The 12907-nt window shown below is 71.9% G+C and carries 11 protein-coding genes; 8 read left to right on the top strand and 3 right to left on the bottom strand.

Annotated features, from left to right (window positions below; all coding sequences use genetic code 11):
- Positions 1-12: 12 nt before the first annotated feature.
- From BLR05_RS21455 to BLR05_RS21490, 8 genes are all read left to right on the top strand, one after another.
- Positions 13-1341, top strand: coding sequence for a hypothetical protein (locus BLR05_RS21455; RefSeq protein ID WP_092838659.1), 1329 nt, complete (start codon positions 13-15; stop codon positions 1339-1341).
- A gap of 52 nt (positions 1342-1393) precedes the next feature.
- Complete coding sequence (gene asnB, locus BLR05_RS21460) at positions 1394-3235, top strand: asparagine synthase (glutamine-hydrolyzing) (RefSeq protein ID WP_092838694.1); 1842 nt, start codon at positions 1394-1396, stop codon at positions 3233-3235.
- A 29-nt stretch (positions 3236-3264) separates the two neighbouring features.
- Positions 3265-4263, top strand: coding sequence for a class I SAM-dependent methyltransferase (locus BLR05_RS21465; RefSeq protein WP_092838662.1), 999 nt, complete (start codon positions 3265-3267; stop codon positions 4261-4263).
- The gene (locus tag BLR05_RS21470; RefSeq protein ID WP_092838665.1) at positions 4250-5512 is read left to right on the top strand and encodes a hypothetical protein; all 1263 of its coding nucleotides are present in this window, start codon (positions 4250-4252) and stop codon (positions 5510-5512) included. Before BLR05_RS21465 ends, BLR05_RS21470 begins: the two co-directional genes overlap by 14 nt.
- 816 nt (positions 5513-6328) lie before the next feature.
- Entirely contained in the window at positions 6329-6844 is a 516-nt protein-coding gene (locus BLR05_RS26840) for a hypothetical protein (RefSeq protein WP_208606047.1), read from the top strand.
- Positions 6845-6849: 5 nt separating this feature from the next.
- Positions 6850-7923, top strand: coding sequence for a glycosyltransferase family 4 protein (locus BLR05_RS21480; protein ID WP_092838668.1), 1074 nt, complete (start codon positions 6850-6852; stop codon positions 7921-7923).
- Positions 7920-8702, top strand: a complete 783-nt coding sequence (locus tag BLR05_RS21485) for a WecB/TagA/CpsF family glycosyltransferase (RefSeq protein ID WP_225979144.1) — start codon at positions 7920-7922, stop codon at positions 8700-8702. The genes BLR05_RS21480 and BLR05_RS21485 overlap by 4 nt, the downstream gene beginning before the upstream one ends.
- Positions 8699-9997, top strand: a complete 1299-nt coding sequence (locus BLR05_RS21490) for an O-antigen ligase family protein (RefSeq protein ID WP_208606049.1) — start codon at positions 8699-8701, stop codon at positions 9995-9997. The genes BLR05_RS21485 and BLR05_RS21490 overlap by 4 nt, the downstream gene beginning before the upstream one ends.
- Here the strand turns inward: BLR05_RS21490 and BLR05_RS21495 are convergent.
- The 3 genes from BLR05_RS21495 to BLR05_RS21505 form a co-directional block, all read right to left on the bottom strand.
- Positions 9974-10648 (bottom strand): class I SAM-dependent methyltransferase, encoded by a 675-nt coding sequence (locus tag BLR05_RS21495; RefSeq protein ID WP_167361317.1) that lies wholly within the window; start codon positions 10646-10648, stop codon positions 9974-9976. The two genes, BLR05_RS21490 and BLR05_RS21495, sit on opposite strands and share 24 nt — an antisense overlap.
- A gap of 73 nt (positions 10649-10721) precedes the next feature.
- Entirely contained in the window at positions 10722-12128 is a 1407-nt protein-coding gene (locus BLR05_RS21500) for an undecaprenyl-phosphate glucose phosphotransferase (RefSeq protein WP_092838677.1), read from the bottom strand.
- A gap of 226 nt (positions 12129-12354) precedes the next feature.
- Positions 12355-12907: M20/M25/M40 family metallo-hydrolase (locus BLR05_RS21505; RefSeq protein WP_143015972.1), on the bottom strand; the 553-nt coding region annotated here is incomplete at its 5' end.

A 12907-nucleotide genomic window follows, 5' to 3' on the forward strand; every position in this document is an offset into this window, starting at 1 on the left:
ACCCCGGCCCGCATGCGCGCTGGATTCCTTTCGGGCGCTGTCCTGTACGCCCTCGGGCAGGGCTGCACCCTGCTGTTCCAGTGGCTGCTGCTGCGCCAGTTCGGAATGCAGGGCTATGGGGAAGTGGGGCTGGCGCACCTCGGGCTGCTGACCGTGCTGTTCCTGGCGGACCTCGGCTATGCCTCGCTGTTCCTGCGCGAAGACCCGGCCTCGGCGGACTGGGTGGTTCGCTGGCGCCGGGCGCTCTGGCACCGCCTGCTGGCCACGCTGGCGCTGGACCTGGCCTGGGTGGCCGGTGCGTGGTGGCAGTCGGGCGGCCAGGGCGAGGGATTCGCCTACCTGCTGGCCGCGTTGCCGGCCACGCTGCTGGGGCTGGTCGGCTACTCCGCGCCGCTGCTGGCGCAGGGGCGACGGCTGGCCGGGTTCGGAGTGCAGCAGGTCGCGATGCCGGCAGCCATCGCGGCCTGGCTCGCCCTGCGCGGCATGCCGGGGTGGGAGGGGGGCATGGGTGCCGGTGTCGCGGTGAGCCTGGGCTATCTGGTCCAGGCCGTTGCCAATGTCGCGGTGTTCGGGGGGCCTCCGCGCCTGCTACTGCCGGAAGCCGCGGGGGGAGGGCACATGCTGGGAACCGGGCTGCGGCTGTCGGCGCTGGGCATCGCCGGCACGCTGCACGACCGGCTTACCCCGTTCCTGCTGGCCTCGGCAGCACCTGCGTTCCTGCCGAGGTACCTGTTCCTGGGTTACCTGATCGGTGGCGCGAGCGGGGTCTTCAACCAGTTCAACCGGCTGCTGCTGGCCGAGGCGCACAACGATCCCGGGGCGCGCTGGACCCGCTCCCTTGTGTCGCTGGTGCTGGCATTGTCGGCGCTGGGCGCGCAGGCCGTGCTGGCGGCGGCCGAGGCCTGGGGCACTGCGGCGCAGCAGGCCTGGCTGCCCTGGGTGATGCCGGTGCTGGCGACGGGTGCTATCGTCCTGTCGGGCGGCGTGCTGTCGGCCCAACTGATCGGACGCCACCGCGAGAGCGCGTTGCTGCGCGTCCTGGTGTGCGGCTTCTCGTGCAGCGCACTGCTGCAGCTGGCCGCAGCCGCCTGGCATGCGCCGCTGCCGCTGCTGTGGAGCCGGCTGCTGTGCATCCTGGGCATTGCCGTGGCCAGCCTGCAACTGTGCGGCCTGCGGCTGCGTCCCGGCGGGCATGCCGCGCTGTGGTCGTTGCTCCTGGCTGCCGCGCTCTGGCTCGGGGCCGGTGGATGGGTGCTCGCCGCGGTGCTGCTGGTGCCGGTGGCATGGTCCGCCTGGCGCCACCGCAGCCTGCTGTACCCGGCGCAGGAGACGCGGCCATGACGAGTGCCGCCATGCCTGGAGGCCACGCGCCGCGATGTGCCTGGAGCCCCCCATGTGCGGCATAGTCGCGCTGCGCAGCTTCGTGCCCGGCGCGCCGCTGCAGGCGCGGGCGGAGCGCGCGCTCGCGGCGCTGGCCCGGCGCGGCCCGGACGCGCAGGGCCTGCTGTGCCTGGAACTGCCGGCACCGACCGCGCTCGGCCACCGCCGCCTGTCCATCATCGACCTGAGCAGCGCCGCCACCCAGCCCATGCGCTGCCCGGACACCGGCAACGTGGTGGTATTCAACGGCGAGATCTACAACTTCCTGGAACTGCGCAGGGAACTGGAAGGGCTCGGCCACCGGTTCCGCACCGACAGCGACACCGAGGTGATCCTGCAGGGCTGGCGTGCCTGGGGCGAGGATTTCTTCCCGCGCTGCAATGGCATGTGGGCGGTGGTGCTGCTGGAGCAGGCGACGGGCGACCTGGTCTATTGCCGCGACCGGCTCGGGGTGAAGCCGCTGTACCTGCACCACGACGGCCGGCAATTGCTGCTGGCCAGCGAGATCCGCGCGATCGCTGCGGCCCTGGGCGGGCATCCCGCGCCGAACCCGGGCGCGGTGTTCGATTTCCTGGTCGCGGGCCTGTCGGACCACCGAGGCGAGACTTTCTACGAAGGCATCCGCGCGGTGCCGCCGGGCTGGCTGTACCGTGTGTCGCCGACGGGGCGCAGCACGAAGCGCCCGTACCACCGGTGGCCGCATCCCGGGGAAGGGCCGCCGCTCGACGCCGCCACGGTGCGCGCCCTGCTGCAGGATGCCACGCGCCTGCGGCTGCGCTCCGACGTGCCGAGCGTGGCCCTGCTGTCGGGAGGCCTCGACAGCTCCATCCTGACGCGCATCGGCCTGCAGGCGGGCGCGGCGCCGCGCACCTGTTTCGAAGGGGCATTCACCTATGGCTACAGCGATGCGGCACACGCCGGCTTCGACGAGGTCGGCGCCGCGGCCGCGTCGATGGCTGAATGGGGCCATGCCGACCGCCACCACGTGCACCGCGCGCATGCACTGCCGGACGTGCACGAACTGCGGGCCCTGGTGGAGGCGCAGGAGGAGCCTTTCTGCACCCCGTCCATCCTGGCCAGCTTCCGGATGTACCGGGCGATCCGCGAGGCGGGCTACAAGGTCGTGCTCAATGGCGAGGGCGCGGACGAACTGTTCGGCGGCTATGTGCGGCTGTACCTGGCCCTGTCCGCGCGGAGCGCGCTGCGCGGCCTGAGGCTCCCCACGCTGGTGCGGCTGCTGGCCAGTGGCGCGGTGGACGCGCGGCTGCTGCTCAATCGCCTGGCCTGGGACTTTCCGGCCCTGCCGCTGGGCGCGCTGCTGCGGCGGCATCGGCCGAGCGTGGCCAGCATGTCGGAGGCCCTGTGGCATGACCAGGCGCCGCGCCTGGAGGCCCTGCAGGCGGATCGCCGGGGCGATGCGCAGACGCGCATGCGTGGGGACGTGCTGGCGACCAACCTGCCGATGGTGCTGCGCATGACCGACCGCAACAGCATGCATTCCGGCGTGGAGGTGCGGGCGCCTTTCCTGGACTACCGGCTGGTGGAGCGCGCCCTCGCCACGCCCGCCCACCTGCGCATGGGTGACTACCACGGCAAGGCACTGCTGCGGCAGGCCTTCGCCGCCGATGTGCCGCCGCGCATCGCGGGCCAGCGCAAGAGCACCGGCTTCGGCCACGCCGAGCAGTTCCTGGTGGACCGCATGCCCCTGCAGGAGGCCCTCGCGTCGCTTCCACCGGGCCTGGGTGATTTCCTCGATCTGCCGCGATTGCGCCGTGAACTGGCCACCGGGCGCGCCCACAGCACGCTGTGGCTCGCGGTGTCGGTCGCGCTGTGGCATGGGAGCGTGTATGGGTAGCCGCGCCGGCACGTGGGAAGGAGCGGGCCATGGCAGCTGAGTGGGCGCCCGACGACGGCCGCTGCCGCTGCTGCGGCGCGACGGGCGCGCAGCGCTCCGTCTGGCCCGAGGCATATGCCGGCAGCGGGCAGGAACTGCGCCGCTGCGGCTGGTGCGCTGCGGCGTATCTGGCACCGGATTTCACCGATGCATCGCTGGCGCGATTCTATGCGGGCGACTACCGCAGGCTGTTCCCGGCGGAGGTGCCCTGGCGCAGCGAGGAGCGGTTCTTCGCCTGGCGCGGCGACCGTCCCGTCGCCCGGCAGCGGCTGGCACGCATCGCTCCTGCACTGGCCCACGGCGCACGCCTGTTCGAGATGGGGCCGGGATTCGGGGCGTTCCTTGGCGTGGCGGCGGCGCAGCGGCCGGATCTGCAGCTGTCGGCCAGCGAGCCCGACCGGGCGCACCGCGAGCGCCTGCTCGATGGCGCGAGAGTGTGTTTCCTGCCCCGGTGGGAGGCACTCGCTGGCGGCGAAACCGATGCCGTGGTCGCCTTCCACGTGCTGGAGCATCTGCCGGACCCGCGGGCTTTTCTGGAAGACCTGGGGCATATCCTCGCACCGGGCGGGCAGGCCTGGATCGAGGTGCCGGACGTGATGAGCGGCTGGCGTTCGCGCAACTACGTGCATCCGGCGCACCTCAGCTATTTTTCCGCACCGCTGCTGCGGCGGCTGGCCGTCGCCGCCGGCCTGGAGGTGGTCCATTGCGGCGCATGGCAGGGCGGCGGGGTGCTGGCGGAAAACCTGTGGGTGCAGTTGCGGCGCCCGGACGGGGGCTGCGTTCCCGCCCCCGTGGAGCCCGCGTCCGCGGAAGAAATCCACCACCTGGACGTGCGCCTGGACAGCGTGCGCTGGGGTGCGCGGGACCGCGCACGGCGCCTGCTCAAGCGTGCGGTCGTGCGGCTGTTCGGCAGCGGGCTGCCCGGTGAACTGCAGCGCTGGCGGAACCGCCGGCGCATGGCGCGAGAGGAGGGCGATGCGGTTTCCTGAATTCCGGCAGGCCTTGCTCGACCAATACGGCGAAGAAGCCGCCGATACGCGCCACGAGGCCTATTTCCTGGCACGCAGGGGCGGCATGGCCGTGCTGCGCGCCCTGCTTGCGGCCTTGCGCGATGCGTGGCTCTGCTGGAGGCTGCCCGCGGAACCGGAACCTGAATCATTGGGCGGCTGGGTGGCCCTGGCCACGCTGCCGGGCAGCAATGGCTGGGCTGCGCTGGCCCCGTGCGTGGCCGACCTCGCGCAGCGCGGCATCGCCTGCTCCGTGCTGATGCACCCCCGCCTGCGCGGGCGGGTCGCGGGGCGGGAGCCCGCACGGCCTTCCGCGCAGGCCTGGCGGCATGCGCTCGGCGCCTGGAGGCTGCGTGCCCTGCAAGACGGGGTACCGGCCGTTTCGCCCTGGCTGGTGCGCAGTTGCGTGTTCCGGCAGCGCCTGTGGCGCGGGGCCTGGGAGCGGACGCTCGCTGCCCATCCGGGCGGAACGCTGCTGCTGCACAATGATTTCGATCTGTATGCGGTGGCCCTGCTGCGGGCTGCGGGCACGGGCTGGCGCAGCGTGTGTGTCCAGCATGGCTTGCCAACGGATGAGTTTTTCCCGGCGCGCGCTCAGCGCCATGTGCTGTGGGGCCCGAGCAGCGCCGAGGTCTATGCGCGGCACGGCGTGGCAGCGCACGCGCTCGGCTACGGCCCTGTACGCGCGATCCACCGTGCCCCGGGAGCTCCCGTGCCCGCGGCCCTGTACCTGGTGTCGCAGACGCACACACCGATTTACGGCCGCCCGCTCGCGGCGGAGTTCCTGGCGCTGGCGCGGAAACTCGCGCAGGACCGGCCGGGAGGCCTGACACTGCAGATCCTGCTGCATCCCGAAGAGGTGCGCGGCGGCCATCCCTATGCCGGAACGGAACTGGCGCCGTTGTGCCGGCAGCCCCCGCATGCGCCGCTCGCGGCGGGTGGGCCGCCGGCAGTGGTGGCCGGCTTCTGCTCCACCGCGCTGCTGGAAGCGGCGGCTTGCGGCCATTACGTGGTCGGCATGGACTGGCCCGCCGCCGCTTCGGCCGGAGCCCAGGCCGTGGGCCGCCCTGCGCGGCAGGTGGCCGATGCGCCGGCCCTGTCCGCCCTGGTCCGCCAGCTGTGCGGCGACGCCGGAGAGCGCGCCGCCTTCCTGGCGCAGCAGTCGTGCTGGCTGCAGCGCAGCTTCGATGCCGACCCCGAATGGCCGCACCGCCCGGGACGCGCACCATGAGGCGGCTCGGACTGGTGCTGGTGATCCTCTGGATCCACGCAGGTGATCTGCTGGTGGCCTGGCTGTACGGTGGCGGCGCCTGGCCGGAAGCCGCGCTGCTGCGGCCCGCCCGCGACGCGGCACTGCTGTCGCTGGCGGTGGCGGGCCTGCTGACCGCGCGCATGCCGCGCGCGCTGCTGGTGTCGGTGCTGGGGTTCTGCGCGCTCGCCGCGGCGTATGCGCCGGCCGGCTACCTGCATGGCCTGCCGGTCGGCATCGTGCTCGGATCCCTGGGCGTCGTGCTGGTGCCCATGCTGTTCCTGCTGGCCGGCCATGCCTGCATGCCGCATCCGCAGGACCTGCGCCTGGCCGTGCGCTGCCTCGTGTGGCTGGGCGTGGCCAGTGCCGTGTTCGGCGCCTGGGACCTGGCCCATACGGATTTCTGGGTGCGGAGCGTGCGGCTGCCGGATTACATGTTCGACACCAAGGGCGTCCAGCCCCGGGATACCGAGCCCGAAACCGGCCTGCCGTGGAACTTCTTCGGTGGCGAGCCCCTTGCGCGCCGTGCCGGCGGCCTGCTGGCCGCACCCCTCGCGCAAGGCCAGTTCCTGGTGACCGCGGCCCTGGCGGCACTGGCGCTGTGGCAGCGCCGCCGGCCGTGGCGGGCCCTGCTGGCGTGCGCCGGCCTGCTCGCAGGAGTCTGGATGTCCGGCACCCGCGGCGCGATGCTGGCGGGCATCGTTGCCGTGCTGGGCTATCTCGTGACGTCGCGGGGGCTGGTCCGCTCGGCGCCCGCGCGGGGGGCTGCTGGCCGGTGGCGTGCTGCTGGCCTTGGCGATGGCATCCTATGGCATCGTGGTGAGTTCGATGAAATTCCGGGACGGCTCCACCATCGGCCACTGGTGGGCGCTCCAGCGCAACCTGGCCGATCTGCACCAGGTGCTGCTGCTGGGCGGCGGGGTGGGACGCCAGGGCGCGCTCGCCGCACGCCAGTCGCTGACCGATCTGGGCGGCGGGGAAGGCGCGCTGTTCAGCATCGCCTACCAGATGGGCGTGCCCGCTGCGCTGCTGTTCCTGGCCTTCGTGGCATGGTGCCTGCGCAGGCTGTGGCGGGCGTACCGGCTCCATCGCGACCCGGTCGTGCTGGCGGCGTTCTGGCTGCTGTGCGGCATGATGACCACCTTCGTATCCTCCGACAACGGGCTCACGGTGTCCGGGGCCGGCGGGTTCTGGCTGCTGCTCGGCGGCGTGCTGCGCCATTGCGCGTCCGGCCGAGCGCAGCGGCCGGACGAAGCCGGGAGCGGGATGGCCGGGCCGCGAGGCCGGACGGCGTCGGGCGCGGCGGGAGGGTGAACCGGATGCGGATATTGCACGTCTACAAGGATTTCGCGCCGCATGCCGGCGGCGGCGGCGTGGCCCGCCACATCCACGGCCTTGCGGTACTCGCCGCGCAGGCCGGGCATACGCCGCGCGTGGCGGCTCCCAGGGCCGAGGAGGGCACTGCCCATGGCTATGCCGCGGTGCGGGCCGAAGCCTGGCAGCTCTGGGAGCAGGTCGGGTGGGCAGACGTGGTGCACGTCCACGGCGCGCGCACGCCCATCGCGGCCTGGGCCGCGTTGCTGGCGCGGCTGCGCGGCCGGCGGGTGGTCTATACGCCGCATTGCTACTACGACGACGATCCCGGCCCGGCCAAGCGCCTGCGCAAGCGCTGCTGGGACCTGCTGGCCGAGCGCAGGCTGCTGCGCGGCGCGGACCGCGTGGTGCTGCTGTCGGACCACTGGGTGGATTACCTCCGGCATCGCGGCATGGCGCCCGGCGATCCGGTGGTCCTGCCCAATGCCGTGCTGGAGGCCGAGCTGGCAGCGCCCCCGGCCTCCGCACCCCGCCTGGAAGGCACCCCCGCGCTGCTGTCCGTGGGGCGCCTGGATGCGGTCAAGCGGCTGCACGATGCCATCGCGGTGCTGGCCGAGCCCGGGATGGAGGCGGCGGTACTGCACCTGGTGGGGCGGGGGCCGGACCGCGCGCGGCTGGAGGAGGCCGCCCGCTCGCGGGGCGTGGCCGCGCGCGTGCGTTTTCACGGCTTCATCGACGATGCCGGCGTGGCCGAGATGGCCGCAGGTGCGGACGTTTTCGTGATGCCGTCGGCCGTGGAGGGGATGCCGACGGTGCTGATCGAGATGCTGCTGCTCGGCTGTCCGGTCGTGGCCAGCGACATCCCGGGCAATCGCCCGATTCTGGAAGAGGCAGGCCTGACCGGCGCCCTGTACCCGACGGGCGATGTGGCGGCTTTTGCCGCGCGCGTCCGGCAGCAGGGGCAGCACCGGGTGGCTCCCTGCATCGCCGCGCGCATCCGTGCCTGCTTCACCTGGGAAGGCCTGCGGCCCCGCGTGCTCGCGCTCTACGGCGCGCTCGTCCGGGAGGCTGCGTCTTGACCGCGCGGCCGTCCCGCCTGCGTTTTTTCGGCGGTCCGCTGGACATGGTGGCTCCGGAAGAACTGCTGCAGCGCGCGCAGGCTGCCGCGGACAGCGGCGCGCGGATCCGCATCGAAGGGCTGAACGTGGCCAAGCTGGTCGATGCGCGCGCGCAGCCGCTGCTGCGCCAGGCACTGGAGGAGGCCGAACTGGTCCACATCGACGGCAGCGGCATCGGCATCGGCCTGCGCTGGCTGGGCGCTTCGCCGCCGCCGCGGCGCGCGGGTATCGACCTGATGCAGGACCTGTGCGCCCAGGCCGCCCGCTCCGGCGCCGGCGTCTATCTGCTGGGCGCGCGGCCGGCCGTGGTGGAGGCCGCGGCCGCCCGCCTGGGCGCGGCCTGCCCTGGATTGCGCATTGCCGGCGCTCGGGACGGTTACTTCGACGATGCCGAAGCCCCCCGGATCGTGCAGGAGATCCGCGCCTCGGGTGCACGCTACCTCTTCATCGGCATGAGTTCGCCCCGCAAGGAGCTGTTCCTGCAGCGGCACTGGCCCGACCTGGGCGCGGCGGTCGCCATGGGCGTGGGCGGGTCCTTCGACGTGCTGTCCGGGATGCTGCCGAGGGCTCCCCACTGGATGCAGCGGCTCGGCATGGAATGGGTGTTCCGGCTGATCCAGGAGCCGCGTCGCCTGGCATGGCGCTATCTGCGCACCAATGCGGTTTTCCTGATGTTGCTGCTGCGTGCCCGCCTGAGCCGGCGCTACCGTGCGCAGGCGCTCCTGCCTTCCGGGCCATGACGGGGCCGGGCGTGCCATCGGGAGAGCCTGAAAGCCAGCCGTCGCAGGCCCTGCCGGTGGCGGCCTGCCTGGCGGCCTACCTGCTGTCCTGCCTGCAGCAGGTGGTGCTCGCGGGCCCTGCCGGCGGCGGCCTGTCGCTGGGCTCGGTGGCGCTGCTCGGCGGCATGCTGGCTGTCTCGGCCTGGGCGCTGTGGCGGCACGGCGTGCCACCCTGTCTTCGCAGGCCGCTGCTGGCGATCCTGGCGTGCATGGTGGCGCTGGCTGCATCGGTGCTGGCCTCCGGGCATGCACCGCTCGCGTTTCGGTTCGCCGCGCGCTATGCCACCGCCCTGCTGGCGCTGTGGGCGATGCTCAACCTGACCGTGGCCTGTCCGCGCTGGCCGCGGGCTGCGGTGCTCGCGGCGTTGATCGCCCTGTGGCTCAACCTGGCGCTGGGCGTGGCCGTGCTGTTGCAGTGGCCGCCGGCACTGCGCCTCTCGCTGGCGTTTCACGCGGAAGACACGTTCAAATACCTGCCGCGCACTTCGGGCATGTACGAGCATCCGGCGCTGCTGGCCGCGTCCTCGGTGGTGGTGGCGCTGCTCGTGCTGCAGTTGCAGCGCCGCGGCGAACTGGGCCGCGTGGCGCTGGCGCTGGCGCTGCTGGGCGCTGCCACCGCGCTGGCGCTCACCCAGGTGCGCAACGCCCTGCTGCCGGCCGGGCTCCTGCTGGCCTGGTGCGCCTGGCCCCGCTCCGGCCTGCCGCGCCTGCACCGCCGGCTGGCCGGTGCGGCGCTGCTCGGTCTGGCTGCCCTTGCCGGGCTGGTGCTCTGGCAGCGCTACGCGGACATGACCAGCGCCTCGCGGGAAAGCCTGCTGACCGCCGTGTCGCTGGGGCGGACCTACCTCTGGGCCGGTGCGGTCGAAGCGTGGCGCGGCCATCCCTGGTTCGGGCTGGGGCCGGGGGTGTTCCAGTTCCTGGTGCCCGACTACACCGGCGGCCGCTTCCTGCGCGGTGAGCTGCACGCGCACAACCTGGTGCTGGCCGCCCTGTCGGAGACCGGGCTGTGCGGCCTGCTGGCCGGCCTGGGCCTGCTGCATGCGCTCTGGGCACCGTTGCTGCGGGCCGGTGGCGGCGTGCGCCGCTGGGCGCTGGCGTGGCTCTGCCTGCTGCTCGGAATGGGGGTGTTCGACTTCTACCTGCCGTTCTATCCGTTTTCGCTGCACGCGGCGCTGGCGGTGGCGGCGATGTACGCCGAAGGGGCCGCAGGACTGCGGCACCGGACGGGGTACTCAGCGGCGCACCGCCATCCATGACTTGGTGAGGCCGCAGAAGCGCTCGCCGACCAGCATGCCGTCGGGGAACAGGCGTGCCATGTCGCGGCGGGTCAAGAGCTGGATGCCTTCCACGAACCGGCGCGCCTGCGCGCGCGTGGAGGGCCGCGGCACGCGGCCCAGCGGCAGGCGATACAGCAACTCGGCCTGCCAGGCACGGGGCAGGAACTGGATGGCGGGCGCGAGGTAGTGCGGTTCGATCGGAAACCAGTAATTCGGGGTCTGCACGTAGTACCGTGGTGCCACGCGCCGTATTTCGCCGGCGAAAGCCTGCATCCTGGCTGCGTCGCCGACGTGTTCGATGACCGAATTGGAATGCGCGAGATCGAATGCGTTGTCGCCGAATGCCAGAGCGCAGCCATCGCCGAAGCACAGGCGCAGATGAGGCCGGGGCGGGCTGCCGCTGTGGGCATCAAGGTTGACCACGGTCACTTCGCAGTGGTTTTCTGCAAAGAATGTGTCCTCCACCTGCGCCCAGTAGGCCGGCGTTCCGCCGACGTCGATCACCCGGCAATGGCCCTGCCGGCGGTAGCAGTCCCGGACCAGTTCCATGAACAGCTGCATCCGCCGCGCGCGCAGGCGGGCGCTGAGCGACGCCGGATCGTTGTAGTCAGCTTGCGATGTCCACCTCATCCCATCGGACTCCTCTTGTGCGCGGCACATGCCGTCCGGCCGTCCGGTCTCCGGCCATGCTCCATCACCCTGTTCAGGATGCGTCCCGATCGAACAGCACGATCACGCAGGTCTGGGCGATGATGCTCAGGTCCAGCCACAGCGACCAGTGCTGGATGTAGTACAGATCGAACTCCACGCGCTTGCGCATCTTCTCCAGCGTGTCGGTTTCTCCGCGCAGGCCGTTGACCTGCGCCCAGCCGGTGATGCCCGGCTTGACGCGGTGGCGCTGCAGGTAGTTGGGAACCAGATCCTGGTACTGCGCACCATGGGCGAGGGCGTGCGGACGAGGCCCGACCATCGACATGCGGCCCTGCAGCACGTTGAAGAGCTGCGGCAGTTCGTCGAGGCTGGTGCGGCGCATGAAGGCCCCGAAGCGCGTGATCCGCGCATCGCCGCGCACCGTCTGTGGCGGAAAGTGCTGCGCGTCGTGCAGGCGCATGCTGCGGAATTTCCAGACCTCGAACGGGCGCCCGTCCCAACCCTGCCGCTGCTGGCGGAAGATCACCGGGCCGGGGCCGGACAGCCTGACGCCGGCGGCCAGCAACAGCATCAGCGGGCTGGCCAGCAGCAGCAGCGTGGCTGCCACCGATTTGTCGAGGCATGCCTTGAGCAGCCGGGAGCTGCGCGGCAGGGGGCGCACCGACAGCTCCAGCAGAGGCGTTCCAGCCAGCTCCGCCATGCCGTGGTGGATCATGCGGAAAGCGAAGATGTCCGGAATCCAGCGCACATGCACGCTCGTGGCGCCGAGGTGGCGCACGCTCTCGCGTATCAATGCCTCCTCGCGCATCGGCCATGCCAGCCAGACTTCGGCCACGCCATGGTCTTCCAGCCAGGACGGCAGCGCGGCGAGATCGCCGGCATTGATCGCCTCGGGCACCGGTGCCATTTGCAGTCCGGACCATGGACCGCTGCGGATGCGCTCCGCCACCTGCGCCACGCGCTCATGCGGCCCGAGCACGGCGATGCGCCGTGTGCCGATGCCGCGGCGGTGCAGCCAGCGCAGTGCGCGATCGAGCAGCAGGCGCACACCGATCAGCCCGCAGGCCCCGAGCCCGGCCCAGTACAGGAACCACAGCCGGGAAAAACTCGGACCGGTCTTGCTCAGGAAGCTCAGGGAGGCGAGCACGCCCAGCACTACGCCCCAGCCCAGCAGCACGCGCCCTGCCATCATGGTCGGCATCGCCAGCCGCCAGCTCCGGTAGAGCGCGAGCTGCACGAAAACCAGCAGCGTCAGCAGTACGCTGGCGAGCAGCGCGTAGAAATATTGCGAAGCATCCGGCAGTTCGATCTGCCCGGTGCGCAGTGCGTAGGCCAGCAGTCCGCTGCCCAGTACCACCAGGGCATCGGCGAATTTCAGCGCGGCCGTGGCCAGCGCCATGCCGTCGCCGATCAGGCCCGGGAATCTCGCTTCGGAAGGCGCCCGTTGTCCGTCCTTCATGGGTTGCGCTTCCCCTGCCCGTGCGCGCGACCACGGATGCAGCGATCTTTCCCTGGCTGCGAGGCCGTGGCGTCCGTGGGCCGGCATCCCGCAAAGAAGGGCAAGCCCATGCTATCGCCTGAGTGCCAGATCGGCTCGATAGCCTGAATGGTGTCCACTGCCCGGTCGCCTCCCGTGGCGCGTAGTGTATCGAGCGCACGGGCGGGCGGGCCAGCAGGGAATGGAATCAGCCGGCCAGCAGGTCGTGCAGCGCCCGCGCGATCACCTTGGTGGTGCGCCGCAGGTCTTCGAGCTCCACGCGTTCGTCCGCGCGCTTGGCGTGCGATTCGAGCACGGTGCGCGGGCCGGCGCCGTAGATCACGCCGGGAATGCCGCGCTCCACGTAGAGCCGCACGTCGGTGTAGAGCGGCGTGCCCACCGCCGGCGGGCGCTCTCCGAACACCGCTTCGGCATGGCGCTGGATCGCGTCCACCAGGGGGCGGTTGCCCGCGAGCGGGGTCATGGCGTTGGCCAGCAGCAGGCGGCGCACTTCCACGCGGATGCCCTCGAAGCCGGCGGCGGCCTCGTCGATCACGCGGCGGATCGCGGCTTCCACCTCCACGGGGTTCTCTTCCGGGATCATGCGCCGGTCGAGCTTGAAGACCACCTTGCCGGGCACGACGTTGGTGTTCGTGCCGCCTTCGATGCGGCCCACGTTCAGGTAGGGGTGCTTGATGCCCTCGACCTTCGACGTGACCTGCCGGTAGGCGGTGTTCTGCCGGTAGAGCGCGTTCAGGATG

This window comes from Paracidovorax cattleyae (assembly GCF_900104515.1).
Classification (GTDB): domain Bacteria; phylum Pseudomonadota; class Gammaproteobacteria; order Burkholderiales; family Burkholderiaceae_C; genus Paracidovorax; species Paracidovorax cattleyae.

Excerpts from the sequence above, each read along its gene's own strand:
- BLR05_RS21455 (WP_092838659.1), top strand. The coding sequence starts at position 13 with ATGCGCGCTGGATTCCTTTCGGGCGCTGTCCTGTACGCCCTCGGGCAG.
- asnB (WP_092838694.1), top strand. The coding sequence starts at position 1,394 with ATGTGCGGCATAGTCGCGCTGCGCAGCTTCGTGCCCGGCGCGCCGCTG.
- BLR05_RS21465 (WP_092838662.1), top strand. The coding sequence starts at position 3,265 with ATGGCAGCTGAGTGGGCGCCCGACGACGGCCGCTGCCGCTGCTGCGGC.
- BLR05_RS21470 (WP_092838665.1), top strand. The coding sequence starts at position 4,250 with ATGCGGTTTCCTGAATTCCGGCAGGCCTTGCTCGACCAATACGGCGAA.
- BLR05_RS26840 (WP_208606047.1), top strand. The coding sequence starts at position 6,329 with ATGGCATCCTATGGCATCGTGGTGAGTTCGATGAAATTCCGGGACGGC.
- BLR05_RS21480 (WP_092838668.1), top strand. The coding sequence starts at position 6,850 with ATGCGGATATTGCACGTCTACAAGGATTTCGCGCCGCATGCCGGCGGC.
- BLR05_RS21490 (WP_208606049.1), top strand. The coding sequence starts at position 8,699 with ATGACGGGGCCGGGCGTGCCATCGGGAGAGCCTGAAAGCCAGCCGTCG.
- BLR05_RS21495 (WP_167361317.1), bottom strand. The coding sequence starts at position 10,648 with ATGAGGTGGACATCGCAAGCTGACTACAACGATCCGGCGTCGCTCAGC.
- BLR05_RS21500 (WP_092838677.1), bottom strand. The coding sequence starts at position 12,128 with ATGAAGGACGGACAACGGGCGCCTTCCGAAGCGAGATTCCCGGGCCTG.